Here is a 22,570-nt window from a genome sequence, read left to right as displayed (position 1 = left end):
CGGCTTAACTTTCTTCAAAACACTTAGTTATTAACTGTTTTACTCTTACTAATTGTTCCACTTTTCTTATTTCTATCTCCACATCGCCAGTACCCCAGTGCCCGATATTTCTCATATCTTTAATGAACCCATCTTCTAGTTGAATGGTATCTGGATCTAATTTCAACCACAAAAGTACGCGAGGGTCTTTGTTCGGAACTATGCTTATACAGACAAAATTTTTGATTCGTTTGAAAGCCGTATACTGTTTTAAGTCTTTGCGAGTAATATCATCGCTCAAAGACTCTACGTATGAACATATCTCATCAAAAAAAGTTAGTAAATGAGGACTACATTGAGACTTAGCTTTTTCTAGAGTCCAGTCATACACCTGACTTTTTCTGATAACTGGTGTTTTTTCATTGTCTGCCGCTACATCTGGTCTCGAAGATACTTGAGTATTTACAAGTTCTAATAGCAGTAAGTCATCTGAGAAATATTTATATCTCATTAACTCAATATTTCTGTCTATCTGCTTAATTGCGTATTCATCATAGCGATTAAAATCAGAAGCGATGCAGATTAGCCTTGCGCCAGGCCATTCAATCGTTGCAGCCGTATCATTCCCTAACTTAGACATTACTAACAACTGAAAATCGGCTTTATGATCAAGCAACCAGTCCAAGTAGAACAAACCTTGGTTGATAACGTTTTCGTTTGAATGACGTTTATACTCAATAATTACAGGACAGCCGTTTTCATCCAAGCCCAAGCTGTCTATTCACCCGCCATTAGATGTAGAAAACTCTGATGCTAAGAAGCGGATACTGAGAAAGGTATCCATATTGATTTCAATTTGTTTTTGAAGTTCTCGTTCAAGCTTCGCTGATTTTGGCGCTAGCTCTTCCACTGAACCTGATAACGTTCTGAATAATTTTATATCGCTCATTCGCGCTCCCTGCTATGACTCATTAACCGATAAGAATAACATGCGTTGGGTAAAAAGCTTATTTGTGTTATTTGATGTAATCATATTGCCATGTAGTTATCTTCGGCGTAGTTTTAATATAAAAATAAGGAAATCAGGGAGGAACATTGATGTTGGATGCATTAGAGAAGATAGCTTTAAAAATACGAGAAATCAAAAAGAATACACACGATATCGAGAAGCTTGCAGAACTAAATAAGCTTATTAAAGTGTTTAACGATATCAGTAGCAGGAGTGGCTTAGAAAAACAGTACCCAGAGGCCTTAGTAAAAGAAGCCGAGCAGGTAATATTACGCGCTAAGCAACAAAAAAAGTCGGAAATTCGTAGTGATGACAAAGCTTCATGGGTTACTGATAGTTTTTACTGCCAACAATGCGATTCTATTGAGCTGTCAGCATTCCAAGCTACAAAGACCTCGCTCATTTCTGAACAGGGCTTCGATACTTGCTCATTCAGCGTTACAAGAACCAGAGTTTGTGAAAACTGTGGTTTCACATACCGCACACAAGAAACTCTAATCTTGAACGGTGATACAAAAACAAGAGCTGCTAGACAAGTACCGCATCTCAATTATGACACTATAAACAGTTTAGAGTCAGCAAGAGGGTTTATACGGAAGTCCGTATATTGGGTAAATCATTCATCTGGCGGTGATGTCTTATGTCCTGGTTTTTCAGAGAGAGTCTACAAAGGCATCTCTGGCTTTGAAATTGACTTTGGAGCTAATAAATTATTAATTACTGTATTATTCAAACGCGTTATTGACGAGCTTAATCGTGTACTGTCTGGTGAAACAAGTGAACTCACCGATGATTGGATTGACCTAATTATACGAGGTGCAGTAGCAAATCATAAGGGAATAGAGTATTCCACTTATTACCCCATTATTGATGGGTGTTACTTAAAGTTCGGTAACCATGGTATCGACATCGATAACGCACGCGGCTTTATCCTCACTCACCCCAAACTGACAGAGTTTTTCGATACGAAAGCATATAAATTAGCAGCAAGCGCAAATTAAAATTTGAGCATATACTAACTAATTTATCCCGACTCAAGTTTTTGCTAATATTTTTCGCTATTACTTTTAACTTTTACGAAAAAAGCTAGCTAGTAGCTCTGGGCCGAAGAAATTTATGCAGTAACTTCTACGAAATTTACGCTTTCTCTTATTTTTCTTACATCAATCTCTATTTGCTTAATAATTGAAGCCATTTTTTCAATAGTGTTATTAACTAAATCTTGATTTACAGGCTCTTGCTCTTCCCAAACCATTCTATTCACCTTATTGCTATCTTCACCTCCAGCATGCGCTTGAATATTGAACTCTATTTCTTCAATTTTCCGAAAATAAGTCGCCGCATCTAAATACCAGTCGTCGTATTTATCTGACAGTTCATTGCTTATATAAAGACGATTTTCTTCTATACTTTTTCTAAATTTTTTAAAGTGTGAAATAAACTCATAAGTCGGATCTATAAACTCAAACGAGCCGTCTTCATGCTTAAATTTTTCATATTCTGCCTTTATAATTAAAAGTTCAGAGTAAATATCTATTTTTTTATTGAATATATTTTCAAAAGTAGATTTCGATATCTGGTGGAACTGGTCTTTTTTTACCAACTCTAGTTGAAGTTCTTTTTCTAAAAGCTTTATCGAAGTTTGGTGCTCATTTTGCGTATTTTTAATGATTTTCTCTAAACCTGCTTTCTCTCTAAGCAATGATTTATCAGCTAATAACTTTCCAAGATAAGCAGATAGGCCTGTAATTATAAATCCTGCACCACCTAAAACCGAATAAATATGTTCAATAACAAATTGACTGGAAGACACCTAAATATCCTTAATATATATAACGCCGTACTGAATAGCGCGAGGTATTCTATAAAAACTTTCAGAAACGAGTGCCTTCAAAAGGTTTACTACCCGTTAAACTAGCTTCAATACTCTTTTGATACGTTCGTACACTCGCCTGAATTTAGGCTGTATTTCACTAGACAGCATTAAAACTCGGCCACGCCGCACTTTAGTAATAGCATCGAAGCTGTCTTCTCGAAACAGTAGAGGAGGAAAACCGTCAACACTGTGAGTTGGTGCATCTACACTTAGCTCGTGAAAGGTTATCGGGAACAGGTTTGAGCGACCTTCAACAGGTATGCCTGAGCCCGAACTTCCCTCATAAACTCTGCCTGTCTGTTTACAAATCCCAAGCTCACGCATTTAGCGTCTCAATTGAGCTTTCGATTGATTTGATTTTTGAATCGACTGAATTTGACAATAACTCGCCTTTGAAAGCTTTAGCTAGTATTGATTGAGTGAGTTTGTCTAAACGAGCTTTGGCGGCATTGTATTGCTTTTCTACTGTATTGGCATGTTCAAATAGCTGATTAACTCTACTAACAATTTCAGATTGTTCTTCGTCGCTTGGATAATAAATCTCAAATGCTTTGATAATCTTCTGATTCAAATTAACCATTGTGGAGCCAACGGAGTTTGATTCGAAAAATTGAATCGCTGTTGGAGATCGTAGCGCAATGGTTAAAAATGCAGGAGAGATACCTGACTCTTCAGTTCTTATAATCATTGAGCCAGTACCACACAGCATTGGCAAATGTTCTTCTTTTATTTCAGCTGCTCGCCCCATCTCACCACGTCTACCAACGATTACATCACCTATTTTTAGATTCCAAGCCTTTAAATCTTCAAACTTGTCGTGCGTTATGGTCATACTTTCAGACGAAAAAATTTTCCCCTCACTTATATGAGTCGGATTTACAACGGGAATCCCAGACATAATATATTCAGACTTATGGAGAGCGCTGCCAAATGGCCCAGTTTTTACAATAACTCCAGCATTTCCTAATGTTACTTTTTTGAAAGCTTCATGATGTTCCTCTCGCCAGTCTTTGGTGAGTTCGCCAGAAGTTGCAGCAGCAAGCACAGACTGACGGAAGCGTTTTGAGATAGCGGGAATTTTGTCGAGACGGGCCTGAGCGGCTTCGACTTTCGCGAGCACGCTATCGAGTTTGTCTGCGATGCGTTTTTGCTCTACACGAGGAGGTACTGGTAACTCAAAAGCAGACAATTTTTTCTTAGTTATGCGCCTTCGAGTAGTTCCAGTCGCTTGCATATCAATCAGGTTTCGGATTGCGGGTGAATTTAACCAATACTTTAACAACCTATTTTCCATTAGGTCATCAGGAGTTAGCCTAACGATACAGATATCTACTACAGTGACACAATCGTTCCTTAATTCAGGGAAAAGACAAGCTCTACCTAACGGGTCGGGCATTCGTGCTATCAAAACATCGCCAGTTTGCAGAAAGGTACACCTTAATAACGCAGCCTTTTCTTTATTCATAAAGCGAGACGATTTGTCCTTAAAATTACCGTCTCCAATATCAGCTAATTGTATTAATCTTATAGCACCAGAAGGGTCTTGGTCTTTACTCTCGACCCAATCTCCATCCGAAATCAAACCCGTAGATGCAATTTCTGAAAGTTTTTTAATTTCCCACCCTTGAGGCAACTCACTCATAGCACAACCTCTTCCGAAGCCTCTGCCACATCCAACTCAACCAAAATCGACTGCAAATCAGTAATTGCACCCGCCAGTTCTTCTATCGCTTCATTAATCAGCACATCTGGTTCAGGCAGTTTAGAAGCATCTTCAACACTATCGTCTCGAATCCAAGCCAAATCTAAGGAATCTTCTTTCGCAGCAATTTCTTCACGAGTGAATTTACGTAGGCGACAGGTATCGACATCCCCCACATCACTGCCGTTTTGATGATTATCGATAAAGGCTTGTCGTTGTGCCTCATCAACCTGAGTAAGGTCGCTGCCTACTGCCTCATAAAACTCATCGAAATGAGCTTTGGTCAAGACTGTGCGTTTGCCAAACTGCGGCATGTTCGCTCGCATATCGTAAACCCAAACATTTTGAGTGTTATCTGTGTCTTGATTCACATCTTTTGGCTTGTCGAAAAACAGCACATTTGTTTTTACGCCCGCCGCATAGAAAATACCTGTCGGCAAACGAAGGATGGTATGCAGGTTACATTTTTCCATCAAATCGTTACGTATCTTGCGGCCTGTGGAGCCTTCGAACAATACGTTATCAGGAAGCACTACTGCAACTCGCCCGCCAGGCTTAAGCATGGTTTGGTACATGGCATGAAGAAAGGCCAACTGCTTATTACTAGTGTAATGTACCAAGTCGTCACGGGTAGGCACGCCCCCACCCTGCTTTGTGCCAAAAGGCGGATTGGCTAAAATAAGCGAGGCTTTCGGTAAAGCTTTACCTTCATTTGATAACGTATCGCCATAAAGTACACCTGCATTGTCATCATCAATTGCCAAGTCGTGCAGCATTAGGTTCATCATTGCCAAGCGACGTGTATCGGGTACTAATTCCATGCCGAAGAAGGTTTTATGCTGATATTTGTCGTATGCAGTTTCCGAAAGGCTTGAGATATCGTTATGTTTTTCTAGATATTTATGCGCGGCGATAATAAACCCGCCTGTGCCTGCCGTTGGGTCTACCACTACATCATCTAGCGTTGGGCGCATTAGCTCTACCATGGCATCGATAAGTACCCTAGGCGTGAAGTATTGGCCTGCGCCCGACTTCTTCTCACTTGCATTGATTTCCAGCAAGCCTTCGTACATGTCACCTAGGCCTTCAACCTTGGCTGAGTACCAGTCTAACTTGTCGATTTCAGTTACCAGCTTATTCAATGTTGCTGGTTTACGAATACATGTTGCTGCATCAGCAAAAATCGCTTTTGTAATTAGCGAGCCATGTGAACCAAGGTGAATAAGTAGCTTTTTGTATTCTTCTAAACGTGTCGCTGCGTTAAAGTTTTCAATATCGCTCCAGCGATAATTTTCAGGAATGAGATTATCCTGCCCTGTTTCTTCAACCATTTTCAGGAAAATTAGGTAAGTTAGTTCGTTCAGGTACTCGTGGTAAGTTACGCCGTCATCACGCAATACGTGGCATAGATTCCATAACTTACTGATTAAATCTTGTGTACTCATACTACTGTCTCTTATTTGGTTCGTTGCACAGCCTGAAATCAGGCTGTTGCTTTATCATCTGTGTAGCCGCCATCATCATCGTTTACCCACAATGCACGATTAAACTGGGCGAGGATGTCGGTGATAGGCTGGTCGAAGAGTTTGTTGGCGCGATTGATTCCACCTAGCCGTTGCTTGAAAATACCTTCATTCAAGTTGGCTTCATCAACGATGATGTTAGCTTTCATTTGTTTGGCAATAGTGCTTAACCAGTCCCGCTGCGGTGTTTTCCACGGCTGGCTTGCAAGTATTCTATCTAATGCTCTATCTACTCGTTCTTCGTATGGGATAAGGGCTTCACCTATTGCGGCTTGGCGAATGTAACCAATGATTCTGGCAGCGATATCTTCGTTTCGTACTTCTTTCCATGCCGCTTTGAGATCTTCTTCTCTAAACTCGTTTTTTTCAAGTTCTAATGCTAATTGTTTCAAGCTTTCACGGGTTAATTCCCACGGACGTTGAATGACTGTTTGAATTGCAACCATTCTATTACTGTTAGCATTCACGAAGTCGTTAAAGGCGGTTAGGTAGTCTTCTGGCTTTTGGCCGCTGCCATAACCTGTTGAGGTATCGAGCACCTCGTCTTCATGCTCAGATACCACAATACGATTAAACCCACCCGTGCCCTTTACTTTCATATCAAGCAGCTCGCCTAAGCCTGGATTATTTAAAAACCAATTTGCTACTTCCTGCACAGGCTTTGCTTTTAATTCTTGCGCAAACTCCTGAGGCGGCTTTCCAACAATACGCTCGAATTCGCTTTGCTGAGTTTCAGTAAGGTAGCGCTTCTTACTTTGAAGCTTACTCAAAAATTGATCTCTCGCGAGTTCCTGAAGTTTGCTGTCTCTACCCTCTGCAATCTCGCTTTCCAGTTTGCTAAAGGTAATGTCTACGTTCGTGACCACGGGCTTCATGGTGTTCACTTTTTCGAGCTGCTTGTAAATGTCTACAGCATCGTAAATACGAAACCGCTCTTTAGCGATGTCATCACAGCGACGCGTAGCACGGCCTAACATTTGTTCGTAAAGAATTCGGCTGTTCACGCGGCGCATGAATACCAGGTTGCAAATGGAGGGCACGTCCACGCCAGTGGTCAGCAGGTCTACAGTGACTACTATATTGGGGAGACGGTCATTCTTATAACGCCTGATGAGCTGGAGCGGCTTATCGGATGCCCCCGTTATTTTCATGATTGCGTCATCGTCAACGGCCCCGTGATAATGCTCACACGCGTCCTTCAGCGCCTCTACCATCTCATCAGCGTGTTTGTCAGTTACACAAAAGATGAGTGTTTTCTCTTGAGAGTATGGGTCAATTGAATCACTTTCTATCAACCATTTCGCTATCGCTTTGGTAAACTCTGGTGCTATTACTTTTCTGTTGAACTGCGCAACATCAAAGTCGAGCTCATCAGGTGTATGAATGAGTTCAAGTTGATTGGTTTGTGGGTCGTAAACCTGCACTTCTTCATTCACATTGTAGTGAATACCATCAGTGTTGAGTTTGGTATGGATTCTTACAGGAGGTAGATGGTCAACTAGGTAACCATCAATTACTGCTTCGGTATAGCTGTAAGAGAATACTGGGTCGCCAAAGATATCGGTGGTATGTAAGGCTGGCGTTGCCGTTAACCCAATTTTGAATGCATCAAAGTAGTCTATTACAGCGCGATATTTTGAAACATAATCTTGCTGGTCTCTAAACTTTACTTCTGTTTCACTTAGCTCTCGGTCTAACAAGTAACCACGGTGGCACTCATCCACAACAATGCAATCATACTGCCCTACTCCTGGCCTAGAGGCATCTTCTGATGGGTACATGATACGCTTAACCAAACCCTGTACTGTAGCCACGTGTACTTTTGTGTCGTCATCAGGTGTGGGTTTTGGATTTTTTTCTGGCTCCATTCCTAATACGTCAAAAGTATCTGCAAACGTATTGAGGTTTTCCATACGCACTTCACCAAAATCAACTGTGGCCTGAACGCCAAGAGCACTGCGATCTACCAGAAACAGGATTCGGCGAAAACGTTCGGCTTTTAGAAGACGGTACACCAGCGCGATACAGGTTTTTGTTTTACCTGTTCCGGTTGCCATTGCTACAAGCGCACGCTCTTTTTCATCTTTAATAGCTTGCTCAACGCTTTGAATGGCTTTTTTCTGATAGTCACGTAACTGAAGTTCGTATTCAAACCCCATCTCATCAAGTTGTGCATTGGCTTTCTGAGGCGTCTGGCGAAGATAGGTTTTAATCTCCTGCGGGGAGTACCAGCCCTTCAACGCTTTGCGGCGATTAGTGGTATCACGAACGTCTAAGAACCATATCCCGCTTTCTTGCTCCAATTGTTTTAAATACGAGCGACCATTGGTTGCGAAAGTAAGCGGCACTTTAAACTCGCCGTACTCTGTCACTTCAATATCACCAGTTAACGATGCTATACCTTTAGCGTAGCGTTTGGCCTGGTCGATAGCGCCATATACATTCCTGGCATTTTTCTTTGCTTCGACAACAGCCACCAGCGTTGTACCGTTAAAGAGCGCGTAATCAGCTGGCCCAGAATCTGTGGGCCACTCTGCAATAGCACGGTTTTTATTGGGTTCTGGCCGAGCGCCTTTGGAATAGCGTAAGTTCTCTGTATCAGCTTCCCAACCTGCATCAATAAGTTGCTGATCAATGATGACACGGGTCTCCGCTTCATCCATTTCAAAGTGGGACTTTTCTATGCGTTGAAGCTCGGCGGCCTGCTGCTCTTTTGGTTGCGCTTTGAAATGGTCAAAGTTGACTTTATTTTCACGCTCAACTTCAGCTCGATAGTTGGCAAGCGCCTCTTCTTGCTCATGCGCCAATTGTTCCCATATCTCACGCTCCTCAGCCATCCGCTCTGCACGAAGGCGCTCAGCCTCGGCTTTTTCATGCTCGATTTGACTAAGCTTTTCTGCAACTTTTATGCGGTCTGATGTACGTTGAGCTTCAATCTTGAGTTGTTCTAACTGCTCTTCTATTTCTCTAACGTAAGCGGAGGGATCTTCAGGTTTCACAAATTTGGAAACTTTAAAGCCTTTGGCCTTGTCTCCTCCAAATGTGCTGTGAAACCACATGGAAAGCGCGTGGCCTACCATCATCGACTTCAGGGCATCGCGGTGGCTGCTACTATCAAATTCGTGGGTTGCTGTATTCCCTACCTTTCTTAAAGTATGAAAAGCGTCTCGAACGTTTTCATCTAATCTAAGTGAGTAATCTATATCGCGGAGTAAATCTACTTGCTTGATATCGTTGCCATACTCAACGCCCACACGGGCTGCAATATTTTGGGCAATGGCTTCGCCGAGTTGGCGCATTTTAATAAGTGTTGTATTGGGATCTGAGGAGAAGTTGCGCTCAGCACTTGCTGCAAGGTTATAAAACCAAACTCCGTGTGCTTTAAGAAACTCAAAATTGCTTGTGAATACCATACAACTTTCCTTGTCTACTCATTTACTGCTCACACTATATACTAAAGTTTAATCTTGATTAAGATTTTACTGAATACCGTGTGTTCGAATTTAATAATTATTTCCGCAAGTTAGCATTACTTTTATTCAACCTCCACGTCACTCATCGCGCCTCTGATTTATGCTCAAAAGTTCTCGCGTTCATATGTTGAAATATGAATAAGGAAAGCCTATAGAATTCTTCACTGGATACTCTTTACTCAATTTGGACTCATAATGACTAAAAGCTCGAAACTTATTAAATTCGTGAGCTGATAACACCTTCCTTATATCAAAAAATATCGATATATCTGTACTGAACAAAAACATGCTCCCAAATTGGAGCAATGGAACTTCGTTTATATGCGGAAGCGCTACTGTATTACTGTTCAATATGGCGTTAAAACTTGAAATTCCGCTATAAGAACAGGCCTTAAAGTTACCCAGTAAATATTTAGGCCAAGGTAGCTCCCCCTTTTCAGTCTTTATGAAAGTCTTCACACCTTTAAGTTTTTTGCCATATACGTTATCGAGGTGCTCGATTCTTTTGACAATTTTTAGCGCATGTTTTGTTTTTCTTATCTTGTAAGCTGCTAGTGCAGCTCTGTCTTTTTGGGAGTGTTTAATAGATTGCTTCTCTGCCAACTCGTTTTTTCGAATTGAATTCTCTAAAGAGCAAATAACCTCTTCAACCGAAAATTTAGGAGAACTGAAGTAGGGCTTAAGCTTCGTATTAAGCTCAGTCGGCGATAGAAACTTTTGTGACTCACCAAAACTAACTAAGTCACCATCAACAAGTACCTTAAATCGCAAACGCTCGGATTCAGTTAGCGCTTCGAAAAACGTTTCAATCAATCCATCGTAACGATGGTTAAACTGTAATATTGTTTTTTTGGAGAGAGGCTTTACTCGCTTATAAATGTTATTTAAAGCGCTTATCTTGCTATCTGCATCGATAATTTTTTGCTCTAATTCTTCGTACTCACCGTGTACGACACGCCCTATTCGACGTCCCAAGCTCCTTTTTATTTCTCTCTGTTTTTTGATAATTGCCCTTCTGTCCTCGCTAGATAAAACACTATCTTCAATCCATTTATTGTTTTCTATTTGGGTAATTTTACGGACATCGCTTGCCACAGCGTAACTTTCATCGACGAAAGCTAACTTTTGTTTAAGTGCGGACATCTCTACATTTGTGGATTTTTTGTAGACCAACTTATTCCATCCGATTGATTTTAAAGTCCAAGCGCCAATTACACCTTTTTTAGCAACGCCGCCGCAAGAGTATTTAAATACCAATATCAACACAACTCATAAGCAGGAACTAAAAATGAACATACTTATTACTCTTACACAAGGCGCTATCAAAAACGGCTACATAAACCTAAGAGGCAATCTAGACAAATTTGAGAGTCGGTATATTGGCGCAAGTGGTGAGGAACAGCATGGACATATGTTGCTGCTGGATATAGGTGATGGAGAAACCTTCGGTAGCGATGTATGCAGTACGTATCACCGTTTTCGCAATAGAACAGCCCTAAAAGCACTTGTAAAGAAATTTGGGGTTAAAGCGGGAGACACAATATCTCTTAAAAAGCTATCGAACAGTCATTGGTCAATTTCAAAAATGTAGTCATAACCCCAGCGGGCGGTGGGTTTGGTAACACCCGCAACCAGGCTTTAATCTTCACTCCCCGATACAATCGGTTCGAAGATATTGGCTTTTTACAAGGATATCAATGCGATTAGGGGTATTGATAGAGAGGTAAAATCTAAAAGTGACTGGCTGACAGCGGGAAAGACTGCGATATTCCGAGTTTTTTGTATTTGAAATAGCCTCCGCAAGGAGGCTATTAGTTATAGAGTAAATATTATTGTTTGGACTTATTTTTATATGCTTTTTGTGTAATAGTTATAAGAATCGAGAACAAGGAAAGTTGACGAAATGGCCATAACAATAAGACACACCTTTTTTGCTTTTCTTCTTGCGTCTAGCACTGTATGTGCGGAAAGAGTAGCAACTCCATCAAATGATTTTAATGAGCACTTCAGTTCTAATGTTCCCGTATCGGGCAATATTCTTGTTGGCGCTATGTATTCTAGTGCACTTGCTAGCACAGGCTTTCTTCTAAATACTTCCCATGAAGTGAGTCACTTTTGCTTTAAAGTATCTTCAATAGACGGGGCATATGTATCTGAAAATGATTACGAACTTCAGGCAGATATTGAACCAAGCTCTCAAACCGTATCTTTAGAATACCCTACAAAGTTTGAAGACATTCTCTCTAGCTTTAATCAGAACCAGCTAGCACCATTAGCAACAACTGGCAGTTGCGAAGATCAGCGCTACCAACACGTTTTACTTTCATCTAGAGCTGAACCGCAGAGCGGCTCTGATGTTCTCTTTATGATTAGTTCTGGAAGAAGTGAAGTTTTTATGCAATTAAAATCAAACGACGGTACAAGGGTAAAGGCGACTTGCGCTAGAATTGAAGATGGTAAGAGAACGTCGTTTGATACTATTTGTTCCGTGCCTGCTCTGTCTCTAGTTGACGAAGACTACAATGTGCAAATTGTTAGAAGAAAAAATGGAAGAAGTCTACCTGCAACACAGTTCACACTTTTGAAGAATAAATGAAACTTTCAATAGAGCGGGTAACCGCAATACTTTCTTTGCGAGATAAGCGACTCAACGCGGGTTATTTTCTAATTGCAACGATTGGCATTGTTGCGGTCATTATTCTACTAGGTGATAGAACGAATATTTATAGCGTAAAAGGGCACTCGCAAACGCTTACAATAAACACGACGAGCTCTGATATAAACGAATGGTATTTTGATTCAGGTACTCTAGTAGCAGAAGAGCTTTTTCTAGAACCCATAACTCTTTCTAGCGAAAGATATTTCACTTTTGCATCTGGTACAGAACTGCGCATAACCGCTGTTAATAGTGCTGGACAACATAAAATCCTGATTTCAGCAAAGAGTTTGAAACACTCTGGAACTCTTGAAAGTAGTGACGCTACCACCCCCCTCTCAGGTTACCTCGAACTACTTGTTAATCTATCTAAAGACATAGTGCTACCTTTTGAAGGCAAAGCGTTTTTAGGTGAGGATGTAGGGCGAGATGTAGACTCTCTTTTGCTGGAAGGCGAGGTAAATATACTTGAAAGCCGTTTTATGTCATCGGGCAGATATCAAGGCGAAACTTACACCTTAGACACTGGTGACAGAGCTACAATCGTAGACTTGAACAACGAATATATTTCAAAAGGGTTTCTTCGCTTTACTGATGAAAATGCCTTTTATTTTTCGGTTGTATCAGAGGGAGATGGAGTACGCGTAACGAGATTTGGTAACGAAGATCTTCTTTTAACACCTTCAATTTGGAGTCGCGTAACTAAAGATCCAGTTGTTGCTGCTATCACATCACTATTTGCATTAATGTTTTTACTTCTAGAATTCATTCTTCTTTTAAAGCAGACGATTAAAAATAAAGATCAGCTATGAATAAACTCTCATACATTACCCTTCTATTTCTTTCTTTCATTTCTTCAGGTTACGCAAATAACTTCACCCAAGTTTTCATCGAAGGTGATGATATTGGACAAGGTTTCTTAGTTAAACGACTTAACCTTTGTTACTTTATTTCACCGCTACATGTAATTGAAAACAGTGTGTTTCTAACTGTTAAAGGAAGTGACGAACTTCGCTCGTTAGGAGATGGACAGATGCTGCAGCCGTTCGGCTATGATTTATCGGTTGGTCATGTATCAGGCTCTCTTGCTAACCAATGTGGAGTAGATTACAACGCAATATCGGTTAAACAATCGGATATAGAAAAAGCGAAATCTGTAATTGTCTCTACAGTAAATAGTGACGGGTTACCCTCAAATATGAGTGCTACTATTCAAGAAACAGGCTTGATCTACTTAACTATCAAGCCACAAGCAAAAGAAAGAACGTTTTTTAAAGGGATGAGTGGGAGTTTAGTCTTCTCGGGAGGTGTCCCCGTAGGAATGCTGCAATCTATAGACAATAAAACAGGCTTAGGCAAAGTTCTAAGAATGGATCGACTATTTGAGACGGTTTCTCCATTTTTTTCTACTGATGGCGGAGATACTCAAGTTAACGAAGTTGCACCGACCAAAGGTTCAAATTTAAATTTCATTGTGACTTATTGGAATATGCCTCCAACAGTGAGCCAAAAGTCTATAAAGCTAATCAATGATGGCGACACTTCGACTTACTATGAAACTACTTTAAATGGCGATATCGCAGAGATTGATTTCACGTTATCTGATTATAATCATATTGAAGGGCTAAAGCTCAGTCTTCCTAATGACAGTGGAATAAAAGATATTGAAGTGCTTACCTCTAAAAAATCGGAAGGAAAAAGAGGATGGATTTCAACAGCCAGCAGCACTATATTGCCTAATCAGAGCGAAGTAGTTATTGAACTGGGAAGTATTAAAGCCCGCCGCTTGAAAGTTAAATTTTACTCTAGCTGGAATAAAAACGGGCTTATTAAAATTTCTGAAGCGACTATATTTTAAAAGATGCTTATTGTGGCGGGGAACTGTTGCTTTTCGCAAGTTATGGTTCCTTTGAATAACAAGTCGTCTGCCAACCTTAAGTGGCCATGACAATATCTCGTACCTAGAAAAAGGTTCAAACCGGACAAACTGGATTCTCCCGTACTATTTGAATAATTTGTATTATTTATAAAGACACCTTTTTCTTTATTGTATTGTTTAATTTTAACATTTAATCGCCCACCTATTTTCTGATAAATTGTTTTAGCTTCTTCGCTATCTGGCTGAGAATTAAAAGAAACGATAAAGTTATCCAACTCGCTAAATTTATTTCTAATCGTTAACGCTACTACAGATTCGTCGGAGGCATTTACTCCAGCAGAAAAAGCAAGTTCTCGCATCGCTAAATCATCAGAGTTTTGCATAGTATCTATCGCAGCAAGTCTAAGTGCAGGGTCAGCGCTTTGAACTAATGCTTTAAGTTCATTTATTTCCGCAGCTCTTTTTTTAATTTCTTCGATTGAATTAGCTGATACTGAAGTGGCAGTAGTTGAGAGCAGTGCTGTTGCAGCGAGGGTTCCCATGATTTTTCTTAGCATTGTTTTTCGTCCTTTGAGTAAATTAAATGCCTCATTAAGTTAACGATTTTCGATGTATTTTACAAATACCTTTAAGTCTAAATTTAACTATAAAACGAGCAGCTATTCCTAAACAGTTGATTATTTACTGGAGATTTTTAGTAGGTTGTAGCCTTCGATGCTTAGGATGAGTCAATTGCTTAAAAAAGCCTCCATCTAGGAGGCTATTAAGATCAGCGTGTAAGCTTTCGCCATCGCGCTTTACACGCGATCATCCATGTTTCAGCATCGATACCGAAAATACTTTCCACATCACCAGAAAAATTTCGAAGAAAGTTTGTGATTTCATCATGGTAAGAAAGCAGTACAGACAGAGCACCTTTTCCCTGACGGTATTTACCACCTCCGTCATCCATTTCCTGCTCAAGAGAATTACTGATTGATATCCCCAGCCATCTGCCGACACTATCGCGATGTAAATAAATATATCGCTGATAATCCAAAACAACGCCAGTTGGTTCAGCAGTAAAGTTTGCTAACAATAGGATTGTTGAGTCATCTCCTTCAAATGGCGACCTAGAGCGTCGTAAATATTTTCTAATGATAGATGGTGTTGAGCCTTGCATTTTGTTACTCCTGTTTTGTCCTTGGAAGTAACTAGGCTCCTAGATGGGAAACTCCTCTTTTTTTTCTGTGTGGAAGTCCAACCTCATCTGTTTTGAGAAATAAACTAAATCATCTTCTGTCCATTCCGCATAAAATTCCGGTTCGCTTAGTACAACGCCGATGAGTTCACGTATCACGGGAAAATGTGCAGGATTCGACACGATGTGATTTTGCAAAATGACATTCATAATAACGTCTTCGATATGCTGATTGTTTTTGTACTGACTTCCATCGAACTCATCTCGATAAGCCATAAATGCATTTGCTAGGTTATTAAAAACTTCGGATACGATTGCAGAGCATAGGTATGTATTTGTAGTCATGAATTTTCCTTTTTGTTGTTATTCATAATTACTTAGTCTCCCTATCAGAAAAATTTCCCTATTACTGACTTATTAAAAGATAAGACTAACTAGAAAAGGAAATAAGACATGACACACCTATCGCTCATTGAACAGCCAAAGCGTTGCATCTCAGATGATGAGGACTACATTGCTTTATACGAGAGCGAAGGCTCGTATATCTATTACGTGAGAAATTATGCAGCGCAAACTGAGTTTCTACTGCTAAGCATGGATTTGATGATGGCTTTGGAGGAAAGGTACAGAACAGTCGCGGGTGTTTATTTTACTCCCCACTTTTCAGTTTTGAAACATTTTGAGTCAGAGATCACACATCACGTACTTACAAGTGCACTACTGCCTCACTTCCATCACTTGTTCAATTGTAGTGTTTCAAAGTTCATCAAAAGACTTTGAACTACTGAAGCCAGCTTTTAGCTGGCTTTATTTTCAATATTACAAAGCTAAAAGTAGTTTTACGCTGAATTAGTTGCAATTTATTAAGTTTCTCTTTTCATGCCTCTCATTTAAAACAGAATCAAAGAAACTCTTTGTTTCTTCAATCCTTGCAAAGTAGCCGTTGCCTCCAAGACTATGCTCATCATAAACGCTGTACCAAGGAGCTTCCTTATCCTCAAACTCAATTGCATTTACAGATAATACATTTTGTTTAGCCTCTGGCATTCCAGATAGATACCTGCAAAACAATTTCTTGTCGGCACCTGCTCCCGTGGCTCCCAAAAAGGATAAGTTACTTATTCTAAATAGCTTGCCCAAGGCAATATCTCGACTATTAATTGAGAATACAAGAGAGCTATTAGGTGCTAGTAGACCTACTCTATGTTCTTCTTTGTCAGAAGGAACATTAAAAGTTGATGTCGGAGTAGCCGCTGCAATCATTCCAACTGTGACAGAAGAGAAGGTTGGAATTCTGTATAAACCATCTGATGGTTCTCCCTTACGATACTTTCTAAACAGTTTATATTCAGATTCTTGAGGCTGTTGTAGATTAGGTAAGGCATAATAGGGATTACCGAGTAATCCCCCTACAATGAATGCCCCCGAGCTGTGTGTAAATATTTTCAAACTCGGGGGATTAATCCCGTTATTTACAAACTGCTCTGCCAGCAAGTTAAATAGTTGTCGTAACTGAAATCCAACCAGAGGCCCAGAGCTTTGTGCCCTGCTCCATGCTCCTGAGATAGGGTTCCCCTCAAAACCATCCCAGTGAATGTTTACAAACAGGAACTCTCTCGACTCTGGCTCTGCATATTTGGAAATGTGCTCTTTGAATAGTTCGAAATTATTACTACTCTCATTAAAGTTATTGTTGTATCCATGAATCAAAACTATTAACTCGCGTTCAGTTCCGATTAATGACTGATAAATATGCTTTGCTCTACTCTTCCATATTTTATTTTGCACAATACGCCAATGGTCAAGGGCTTTTTGTTTGTCCTTTATCGTGCAGAGCTGTTCCACTTCCGTTGAGGCTTTAATTGAAGTGCAATCAAACTCTTCAGAAATTATGAGTTCATATAAACCATCATATTTATCAATACTCTTCGCGATATTCGAATCTAAGCCGCTTTTGGGATAAATACTTCCAAATGCATCAACGAAAATATTTATACTCTCTTTGTCTACTTTTTCTTGACTGGAAGCTTGTTCAACATAATAAACGTGAGTTGCACATCCCGCCGTAAGAAAAACAATCATTAGCAAAGCCAATTCTTTCATCATTCTCTCCTTTTTAAAAAATCGAGATAGCTGCTGTCACACTTACGATGTTTCCTGAATCATTAACCACTGTTATTTTAGTTTTACCTTCTTGTAACGGTGTTATATTAACTTTATCACCTGTACAACTAACGACAGCGACGCTTTCGGCACTAGAGGAACACCTTTTTATCTCTTTACCTTTAATAAGTGATAACGTCACTTTATGATAATTTTGCGCTTCGCTTTTCAGTTTAAATGGACTGGTATCTCCAATAGTGTCAACAAATTTGGCTTTAGAGGAGTCAACTTTTATATCTACATTGTTGGTATTTAGTCTAAATAGTTCGTAGTTCCCTGTTGCTTTCGCAATATCTTCTTGATCAGGTATAGTTTCGAGAAGTGAGTCCCTCATGATTTTTAGCGTCGCCATAACGCTTACGAATAACTGCGCTCCTTGAGGAGAAAGTTGCTCTTTTGGTATTAGATCATCTTTGCTACTTGCTACCTCAGCTCTGCTCCTAACATAGGTTGCATTTGCTTTTTCCACCAAGTCTAATGCCTGTGAATAGGCACGGGCTTTTCCTCCAGCATTTATAATATTTTCAATATCTGGAGTAAGAGCGCTCAATCCAGCTAATGTTGTTACAACGTCGGGATGAACTCCTGTAGAAGCTGAAAAAGCTGATGCGAATGCAGCAAAAACGACTTGGAGAGCAGACAAACCTTCTTCCCACTTTCTACCGTGGTCTACTCTTTTCCTCATAGTATCTTGTAATAAATAAGTAAACTTATAGACCTGTCTATCAGTTAAATCGAAACTACTGTCATCGATTACTGTATTAGTCGCTTTAGAGGCTTCAAGAAGTGAAAAAGAAGGTGTCGTTCTAACATCAAAATCTCCTACATCAGGCTTGTGATACACTCCAGAACATCCAAAAATAAGGTATATCAATGCAATTACTGTAGTTCGTTTGATATATATCATCAGCTATTCCCTTAGCACAAAAATCAAGATTGGTTGTTTTTTATACACCTTAGGTTTTATAAATGCAAATACTTACAATTGAAGACTAATCCTCTTATCGACCACTACTAATGTACAGCCTAAACGAATGAACACTTAAGGAGATCAAACAAAATCACTTTAACCTTTTTCCTGCTATCCTTACTTTCAGAGTTAAACTCAGTCTGAGTAACGTTGAAAAGCTCTAAGTCGGGAAGCACGTAACATGAGCCTCAAGAGTGCCTATGCCATACCTTCATTGCCTGTTCCACCGTAGTTTTTCAAACCACTTTGAACTACTGAAGCCAATTTTTACTAGCTTTATTTATAAAACCTCTGTAACCATCGCTCTTCCGTCATAAACGCTGCGTTGATTTCCGACGAAACTCAATTGTTCCACTTCAAGTAACAACATCCCAACTCTCAACTAATAGTCACCAAACTAATTTCCAAACAATTTTGATTTTAAGGCGCTTTGTGTATGCCTAATCGCTAACATTTAGCAACAATATGTCATTTTAGAGAGAACCAATGTTCACAACAAAAATCACCTTTGATCCCAACCCCGATACGGCTAACTTTCGTTCGATGCTAAAGCATTACCCAAAGCTCGAAAAATACTGGGACTTTGAAAAACATGACGATGGTGAGTTGCTGTTGCTGGATGACGAAAGTGTCTATATGACTAAAAGCGACCGCCTTCTCTTCCGTTTTTTCAAGGCAGTCTGGACGGGTTCTGGCGAAGATGCATTGAAATTTGATTTTGTCGAAGCTGCGTTTCGTTTGGAAGTGAAAGATCGTCAAATAATTGCAAACTTCTTTATATCGCCAGTTGCACCGTAGTGTACAGTGGCGGTGGATTAGTACGCCCATGAATGGCTGGTTTGATAAACGATGGTTAGCAGAGAAATAACGCAAACTTTCAATAGGGTTTCAAGGATGGGTTAGCTGAAAAGAAATATGTATTTTCACTAAAGCGCAAATGAGGTTGTGTTTATTTCTCGCTTTTCCAAATACACTTTTAACTGTCGGAACAAATAGAGGCTGAACGATGGTAAACATTTTATTTTCATTGCTGGTTCAACAATTCAATAGTGAGTGTATACAACCAAGTGATATCTCAACCTGGTTTGCAGCTAAACCTGCTTCGAAGACGCTTCTTACCGATCTGGCAAAGTATTTCGCACAGTCGAAGGAATTGGATTGTGATATTTCGTTGATGCAAGTGGCTAAGGATTTAGTCGCAAGCAAGTCAGCTAAACTGAGTACCCCAAAAAACATGCAAGATATCAGTCTTCACGAACAGTCTGTGGATACGCTAAACGCGTCAATGTCAAAACTCCAACTAGCCACCTTTTTCTTTCAGCAGCTCGGCAATCGCGCAGTTGTTCCATTTGCTGAAGCTGCTCAACTTTTTCAAATCTCAGCTGGTTCGGCGGAAGCAAAGCTGAAAAGCGGAGCTTATAAAGAACTGTGCTATATGGAAGTCGAGAAAGAAAATCGCAAGTCTCGCCCCTTGGTAAGCGTGTTAGACCTAGCTGACTACTTTTACAAAAAGAGAGAGGTAGTGGTTCTGGGGGATGCGCCCCAAGATTAGCGCGACGCTTAACTAGAGTGGAGCACTGGGTACAGGTCTTTTAGAGCGAATGCTAAAACTGAGAACAAAACTCCTCAGCTATTTGGGCGGTGAACGACTTTTCACCGCCAACCCATCAAGCTACTTCTTAATTCGACGGAATATCAGAGGTAAAGCACCTAGAAGCAAGAAAATTGCTGAAGGCTCACTTACGCTAATTTGATTTCTCTCAGAGATGGCACGCACTAGAGCCGTTCCTTGTGTAGGCCGCGTGTAAAATTCAGAAAACTCGTCGTTCAGAGCTATCGATTGTCCGAACTCCCTAGGTGGGTTTGAATTAGTTGTTCTATCTCTCAAGTACGCTGAGCGGGCTGTGACAGTCCAAGGCATATTTCTAGTCGATGGGGACTCCTTATAAAACCATGCCGAAGACCAGACATTCGAATCACCAACACAGTCATACCAAATATTACCTTCAAAACAACTCGTGCCTGTTACGCCGAATAACTCTGAAAAGCTACTATATAACGCTTCACCTTCAGAGTAATCCCAAGAATGGGAACCATCTTGATATACCTGTCCTAGCGACTCACCGAAATGACTGCTTAAAAGTGACTCAACTTGATCATACATAGCAACTTCCCAGCCACCAGCTTGGTAATCGTCGCGAGCTGCTGCAAGAGACATATTCAAGGTTTCATCCCACTGAAGCCATTCAAGACCTTGTGAGTAATCAGTGACTATGTTGGTTTGAGTGTCTAACGAAAGATTTCCATGCGTAATAATCGCGGAGTTACTAAAGAAAGGGGTAATACATAATGCTGCAATCAATGTGCTTTTTTTAATCATTTTTATGACTTCCTTGATTTTTAACTACTCGCTCCAAAAAAGCGAACGCGCAATGAAGCAATTTAGAGGCCGTTTTTCAAAGGTCGTCTATAAGCACCGCCACAAAGGGAAGCGACTTTAAAAAAAAATCGGTTCAACTAACAACTGTAAAGAAAACAGACACTTGAGAGGTTGATTATCAATCAAAAAAGGGAAGCACTGCTTCCCTTTTCAACAACCTTTAGTCTTCGTCGTCCTCACCACGATATTCTTCGTGGTTTGGGTTTAATTGGTTAGAGTGATTGTCCAAGCTATCCCAATAAGCATCGTTGTTTGGGTTCATGCTGTCGCTTCTATCGTCATTCGATGTTCTACTCATTATTTTTTACCTCTGTTTTGTTGAATTTGCTTTCCACGGTGGCCCATCGCTTGGTCGTACTGCTTGTTTGTTCCAGATGTACCTTTATTGCGATTGGTCATGTTCGCTGAGTTGTCTGTAGGTTTGATGTTTGACATTAGAGCTTCTCCTTATTTGTTGCTCGACGTGTATTCTGATTTAATACAACCATGAAAAAAGGGACATTTGAGTGAAATTATTTAATCGAGAACTAGATAAGGGATTACTGTTCAACCAGTTTCAGGGAACGACTTTGAGAGCAATTAATTCAATTAAGTCAGAATCAGATTTTTTAGTAAAAGTTGCCCAAAAAACGAAACGAAATAAAAGTATCACCCACGACCTTCAAATTTTCAGAGACTTTCGTGCTGATAAGCTTGACCCAGAAAAACTACAATCTTATCTGGGGTTTGAGTTTCCCTCAGGCTATCCAGGCTACAATAGTAGTAACGATGACATTATTGGAGGTTGGCACCACGTTCAGAGCGCTGTCTTCATGCTACGTCATACCAGCGATAAACCTGATCGATTGACTACTTTCTGGGACTTCATTAACGCTCACTGCATTTTGGAACGCGAGCAAGTTTTATTCGTGCGTTCCACAAAGAACATCTCGTCGGCCGAAGATTTTCTCAAACGATGGCTGTATTTAGGTGATACAGACCTAACATTTAAAGATTCAAGTTTCAGAGTTATATACGTTATCAACATGATTATGTTTTGGAGCGCTTGTTTCGAACTTTTTCTAGAATTGGAGTATGAGTCAGATGAGCACTCAATAGTGAGCCATATACTTCCATCTTGGTACACGAAAAAAGGGAATAAATACTTTAGTCCAAGTAATGAGAAAGTGATTGAATCAGTTAAGCGTAGTTGGGCAAAGAAGGCTTACAATGTCGATAACATATCTAATGTACAGCTTCACCGTGATATTTTGGTCAAGCAATACAATGACAAAACGCTCGATACGTCGAAATTATTTACGTGTAAAGAAGATACAATAGACCCAAATACAGACGCCATTAAGAAGAGATTCCAACGGATAGGTGAAGGGCAACTTTTTACTCTCAACCAGTTTAGGACGGACATAGCGATCCTAAATAATTCATATGCACAAACAAAAGAGCAACTTCCAATCATTATTCCTTTTTTGCTCACTAACCTATTCACACTTTGCCAAACGGATTTGATTGAAGCTGGGTGTAGTTTTGAGTCTATCGTTAACAACTTCGCTAGCTACCCCTCGCTAAAATCAAAAATTCGTAACCGCTACGATCATTTTCTTGATTCGGAAGAATTACGCCCCTAGCTTCCTACACTATACAATGGAATAGTATTTCGTTGTAATCATCGAAGGTTTTATTAACATAGTTTTGCGACACTTTCGCATTAACGCGGGGACTA

General features: G+C 40.1%; 25 protein-coding genes. 9 read left to right on the top strand and 16 right to left on the bottom strand.

Annotated elements, in window-relative coordinates; genetic code table 11:
- Positions 1-4: 4 nt before the first annotated feature.
- Positions 5-751, bottom strand: a complete 747-nt coding sequence (locus tag BGK61_RS13440; protein WP_240498949.1) for a DUF5655 domain-containing protein — start codon at positions 749-751, stop codon at positions 5-7.
- Between the two features lie 9 nt (positions 752-760).
- Positions 761-928, bottom strand: coding sequence for a hypothetical protein (locus tag BGK61_RS19745; protein WP_234349442.1), 168 nt, complete (start codon positions 926-928; stop codon positions 761-763).
- Between the two features lie 149 nt (positions 929-1,077).
- Here BGK61_RS19745 and BGK61_RS13435 point away from each other — a divergent pair, with 149 nt between their 5' ends.
- Positions 1,078-1,989: a hypothetical protein gene (locus BGK61_RS13435; RefSeq protein ID WP_076011066.1), complete on the top strand. Its 912-nt coding sequence runs from the start codon at positions 1,078-1,080 to the stop codon at positions 1,987-1,989.
- A gap of 113 nt (positions 1,990-2,102) precedes the next feature.
- Here the strand turns inward: BGK61_RS13435 and BGK61_RS13430 are convergent, their stop codons facing one another.
- From BGK61_RS13430 to BGK61_RS13405, 6 genes are all read right to left on the bottom strand, one after another.
- Positions 2,103-2,801 (bottom strand): hypothetical protein, encoded by a 699-nt coding sequence (locus BGK61_RS13430; protein ID WP_076011065.1) that lies wholly within the window; start codon positions 2,799-2,801, stop codon positions 2,103-2,105.
- A gap of 96 nt (positions 2,802-2,897) precedes the next feature.
- Complete coding sequence (locus tag BGK61_RS13425) at positions 2,898-3,188, bottom strand: hypothetical protein (protein WP_076011064.1); 291 nt, start codon at positions 3,186-3,188, stop codon at positions 2,898-2,900.
- Complete coding sequence (locus BGK61_RS13420; protein ID WP_076011063.1) at positions 3,181-4,506, bottom strand: restriction endonuclease subunit S; 1,326 nt, start codon at positions 4,504-4,506, stop codon at positions 3,181-3,183. The genes BGK61_RS13425 and BGK61_RS13420 overlap by 8 nt, the downstream gene beginning before the upstream one ends.
- A complete protein-coding gene (locus BGK61_RS13415) occupies positions 4,503-6,011 on the bottom strand; it encodes a class I SAM-dependent DNA methyltransferase (protein ID WP_076011062.1) in 1,509 nt (502 codons plus the stop codon). Before BGK61_RS13415 ends, BGK61_RS13420 begins: the two co-directional genes overlap by 4 nt.
- Before the next feature lie 38 nt (positions 6,012-6,049).
- A complete protein-coding gene (gene hsdR, locus BGK61_RS13410) occupies positions 6,050-9,502 on the bottom strand; it encodes a type I restriction-modification system endonuclease (protein WP_076011061.1) in 3,453 nt (1,150 codons plus the stop codon).
- A gap of 180 nt (positions 9,503-9,682) precedes the next feature.
- Entirely contained in the window at positions 9,683-10,819 is a 1,137-nt protein-coding gene (locus BGK61_RS13405) for a hypothetical protein (RefSeq protein WP_157888797.1), read from the bottom strand.
- A 31-nt stretch (positions 10,820-10,850) separates the two neighbouring features.
- Here BGK61_RS13405 and BGK61_RS13400 point away from each other — a divergent pair, with 31 nt between their 5' ends.
- The 4 genes from BGK61_RS13400 to BGK61_RS13385 all read left to right on the top strand — a co-directional run bounded on the left by BGK61_RS13400 (position 10,851) and on the right by BGK61_RS13385 (position 14,076).
- Positions 10,851-11,153: a hypothetical protein gene (locus BGK61_RS13400; RefSeq protein WP_076011059.1), complete on the top strand. Its 303-nt coding sequence runs from the start codon at positions 10,851-10,853 to the stop codon at positions 11,151-11,153.
- Positions 11,154-11,465: 312 nt separating this feature from the next.
- Positions 11,466-12,158 (top strand): hypothetical protein, encoded by a 693-nt coding sequence (locus BGK61_RS13395; protein ID WP_076011058.1) that lies wholly within the window; start codon positions 11,466-11,468, stop codon positions 12,156-12,158.
- A complete protein-coding gene (locus tag BGK61_RS13390; protein WP_076011057.1) occupies positions 12,155-13,030 on the top strand; it encodes a hypothetical protein in 876 nt (291 codons plus the stop codon). The genes BGK61_RS13395 and BGK61_RS13390 overlap by 4 nt, the downstream gene beginning before the upstream one ends.
- On the top strand, positions 13,027-14,076 hold the full coding sequence (locus tag BGK61_RS13385) for a hypothetical protein (protein ID WP_076011056.1): 1,050 nt from the start codon (positions 13,027-13,029) through the stop codon (positions 14,074-14,076). The genes BGK61_RS13390 and BGK61_RS13385 overlap by 4 nt, the downstream gene beginning before the upstream one ends.
- Here the strand turns inward: BGK61_RS13385 and BGK61_RS13380 are convergent.
- From BGK61_RS13380 to BGK61_RS13370, 3 genes are all read right to left on the bottom strand, one after another.
- Positions 14,073-14,654 (bottom strand): hypothetical protein, encoded by a 582-nt coding sequence (locus BGK61_RS13380; protein WP_076011055.1) that lies wholly within the window; start codon positions 14,652-14,654, stop codon positions 14,073-14,075. The two genes, BGK61_RS13385 and BGK61_RS13380, sit on opposite strands and share 4 nt — an antisense overlap.
- A gap of 212 nt (positions 14,655-14,866) precedes the next feature.
- Positions 14,867-15,259 (bottom strand): hypothetical protein, encoded by a 393-nt coding sequence (locus BGK61_RS13375; protein WP_076011054.1) that lies wholly within the window; start codon positions 15,257-15,259, stop codon positions 14,867-14,869.
- A gap of 39 nt (positions 15,260-15,298) precedes the next feature.
- Positions 15,299-15,622 (bottom strand): hypothetical protein, encoded by a 324-nt coding sequence (locus tag BGK61_RS13370; RefSeq protein WP_076011053.1) that lies wholly within the window; start codon positions 15,620-15,622, stop codon positions 15,299-15,301.
- A gap of 108 nt (positions 15,623-15,730) precedes the next feature.
- Between BGK61_RS13370 and BGK61_RS13365 the strand changes: the two genes are divergently transcribed.
- On the top strand, positions 15,731-16,057 hold the full coding sequence (locus tag BGK61_RS13365) for a hypothetical protein (protein ID WP_076011052.1): 327 nt from the start codon (positions 15,731-15,733) through the stop codon (positions 16,055-16,057).
- A gap of 69 nt (positions 16,058-16,126) precedes the next feature.
- On the opposite strand, the gene BGK61_RS13360 is transcribed toward BGK61_RS13365, so the two are convergent.
- Both BGK61_RS13360 and BGK61_RS13355 read right to left on the bottom strand, forming a co-directional pair.
- A complete protein-coding gene (locus BGK61_RS13360) occupies positions 16,127-17,383 on the bottom strand; it encodes a hypothetical protein (RefSeq protein ID WP_159062712.1) in 1,257 nt (418 codons plus the stop codon).
- A 10-nt stretch (positions 17,384-17,393) separates the two neighbouring features.
- Positions 17,394-18,347, bottom strand: a complete 954-nt coding sequence (locus BGK61_RS13355; protein ID WP_076011050.1) for a hypothetical protein — start codon at positions 18,345-18,347, stop codon at positions 17,394-17,396.
- Positions 18,348-18,896: 549 nt separating this feature from the next.
- Here BGK61_RS13355 and BGK61_RS13350 point away from each other — a divergent pair.
- Together BGK61_RS13350 and BGK61_RS13345 are read left to right on the top strand one after the other, a co-directional pair.
- Positions 18,897-19,208 (top strand): hypothetical protein, encoded by a 312-nt coding sequence (locus tag BGK61_RS13350; protein WP_076011049.1) that lies wholly within the window; start codon positions 18,897-18,899, stop codon positions 19,206-19,208.
- 208 nt (positions 19,209-19,416) lie between these two features.
- Entirely contained in the window at positions 19,417-19,962 is a 546-nt protein-coding gene (locus BGK61_RS13345; RefSeq protein WP_076011048.1) for a hypothetical protein, read from the top strand.
- Positions 19,963-20,082: 120 nt separating this feature from the next.
- On the opposite strand, the gene BGK61_RS13340 is transcribed toward BGK61_RS13345, so the two are convergent.
- The 3 genes from BGK61_RS13340 to BGK61_RS19620 form a co-directional block, all read right to left on the bottom strand.
- On the bottom strand, positions 20,083-20,790 hold the full coding sequence (locus BGK61_RS13340) for a hypothetical protein (RefSeq protein WP_076011047.1): 708 nt from the start codon (positions 20,788-20,790) through the stop codon (positions 20,083-20,085).
- Between the two features lie 220 nt (positions 20,791-21,010).
- Positions 21,011-21,148: a hypothetical protein gene (locus tag BGK61_RS19625; RefSeq protein ID WP_167369500.1), complete on the bottom strand. Its 138-nt coding sequence runs from the start codon at positions 21,146-21,148 to the stop codon at positions 21,011-21,013.
- Positions 21,148-21,285 (bottom strand): hypothetical protein, encoded by a 138-nt coding sequence (locus tag BGK61_RS19620; RefSeq protein ID WP_167369499.1) that lies wholly within the window; start codon positions 21,283-21,285, stop codon positions 21,148-21,150. Before BGK61_RS19620 ends, BGK61_RS19625 begins: the two co-directional genes overlap by 1 nt.
- A gap of 71 nt (positions 21,286-21,356) precedes the next feature.
- Here BGK61_RS19620 and BGK61_RS13335 point away from each other — a divergent pair, with 71 nt between their 5' ends.
- Complete coding sequence (locus tag BGK61_RS13335; protein ID WP_076011046.1) at positions 21,357-22,475, top strand: hypothetical protein; 1,119 nt, start codon at positions 21,357-21,359, stop codon at positions 22,473-22,475.
- Positions 22,476-22,570: the final 95 nt, after the last annotated feature.

This window comes from Alteromonas abrolhosensis (genome assembly GCF_001953635.1).
Taxonomy (GTDB): Bacteria; Pseudomonadota; Gammaproteobacteria; order Enterobacterales; family Alteromonadaceae; genus Alteromonas; species Alteromonas abrolhosensis.
Note: the sequence above shows the minus strand (reverse complement) of the source record. Positions and strands in the feature narration are given on the sequence as shown.

Excerpts from the sequence above, each read along its gene's own strand:
- BGK61_RS13345 (WP_076011048.1), top strand. The coding sequence starts at position 19,417 with ATGGTAAACATTTTATTTTCATTGCTGGTTCAACAATTCAATAGTGAG.
- BGK61_RS13420 (WP_076011063.1), bottom strand. The coding sequence starts at position 4,506 with ATGAGTGAGTTGCCTCAAGGGTGGGAAATTAAAAAACTTTCAGAAATT.
- BGK61_RS13395 (WP_076011058.1), top strand. The coding sequence starts at position 11,466 with ATGGCCATAACAATAAGACACACCTTTTTTGCTTTTCTTCTTGCGTCT.
- BGK61_RS13360 (WP_159062712.1), bottom strand. The coding sequence starts at position 17,383 with ATGATGAAAGAATTGGCTTTGCTAATGATTGTTTTTCTTACGGCGGGA.
- BGK61_RS13355 (WP_076011050.1), bottom strand. The coding sequence starts at position 18,347 with ATGATATATATCAAACGAACTACAGTAATTGCATTGATATACCTTATT.
- BGK61_RS13370 (WP_076011053.1), bottom strand. The coding sequence starts at position 15,622 with ATGACTACAAATACATACCTATGCTCTGCAATCGTATCCGAAGTTTTT.
- BGK61_RS13400 (WP_076011059.1), top strand. The coding sequence starts at position 10,851 with ATGAACATACTTATTACTCTTACACAAGGCGCTATCAAAAACGGCTAC.
- BGK61_RS13375 (WP_076011054.1), bottom strand. The coding sequence starts at position 15,259 with ATGCAAGGCTCAACACCATCTATCATTAGAAAATATTTACGACGCTCT.
- BGK61_RS19745 (WP_234349442.1), bottom strand. The coding sequence starts at position 928 with ATGAGCGATATAAAATTATTCAGAACGTTATCAGGTTCAGTGGAAGAG.
- hsdR (WP_076011061.1), bottom strand. The coding sequence starts at position 9,502 with ATGGTATTCACAAGCAATTTTGAGTTTCTTAAAGCACACGGAGTTTGG.
- BGK61_RS13350 (WP_076011049.1), top strand. The coding sequence starts at position 18,897 with ATGTTCACAACAAAAATCACCTTTGATCCCAACCCCGATACGGCTAAC.
- BGK61_RS13425 (WP_076011064.1), bottom strand. The coding sequence starts at position 3,188 with ATGCGTGAGCTTGGGATTTGTAAACAGACAGGCAGAGTTTATGAGGGA.
- BGK61_RS13385 (WP_076011056.1), top strand. The coding sequence starts at position 13,027 with ATGAATAAACTCTCATACATTACCCTTCTATTTCTTTCTTTCATTTCT.
- BGK61_RS13435 (WP_076011066.1), top strand. The coding sequence starts at position 1,078 with ATGTTGGATGCATTAGAGAAGATAGCTTTAAAAATACGAGAAATCAAA.
- BGK61_RS13390 (WP_076011057.1), top strand. The coding sequence starts at position 12,155 with ATGAAACTTTCAATAGAGCGGGTAACCGCAATACTTTCTTTGCGAGAT.
- BGK61_RS19625 (WP_167369500.1), bottom strand. The coding sequence starts at position 21,148 with ATGAGTAGAACATCGAATGACGATAGAAGCGACAGCATGAACCCAAAC.
- BGK61_RS13415 (WP_076011062.1), bottom strand. The coding sequence starts at position 6,011 with ATGAGTACACAAGATTTAATCAGTAAGTTATGGAATCTATGCCACGTA.
- BGK61_RS13380 (WP_076011055.1), bottom strand. The coding sequence starts at position 14,654 with ATGCTAAGAAAAATCATGGGAACCCTCGCTGCAACAGCACTGCTCTCA.
- BGK61_RS13340 (WP_076011047.1), bottom strand. The coding sequence starts at position 20,790 with ATGATTAAAAAAAGCACATTGATTGCAGCATTATGTATTACCCCTTTC.
- BGK61_RS19620 (WP_167369499.1), bottom strand. The coding sequence starts at position 21,285 with ATGTCAAACATCAAACCTACAGACAACTCAGCGAACATGACCAATCGC.
- BGK61_RS13365 (WP_076011052.1), top strand. The coding sequence starts at position 15,731 with ATGACACACCTATCGCTCATTGAACAGCCAAAGCGTTGCATCTCAGAT.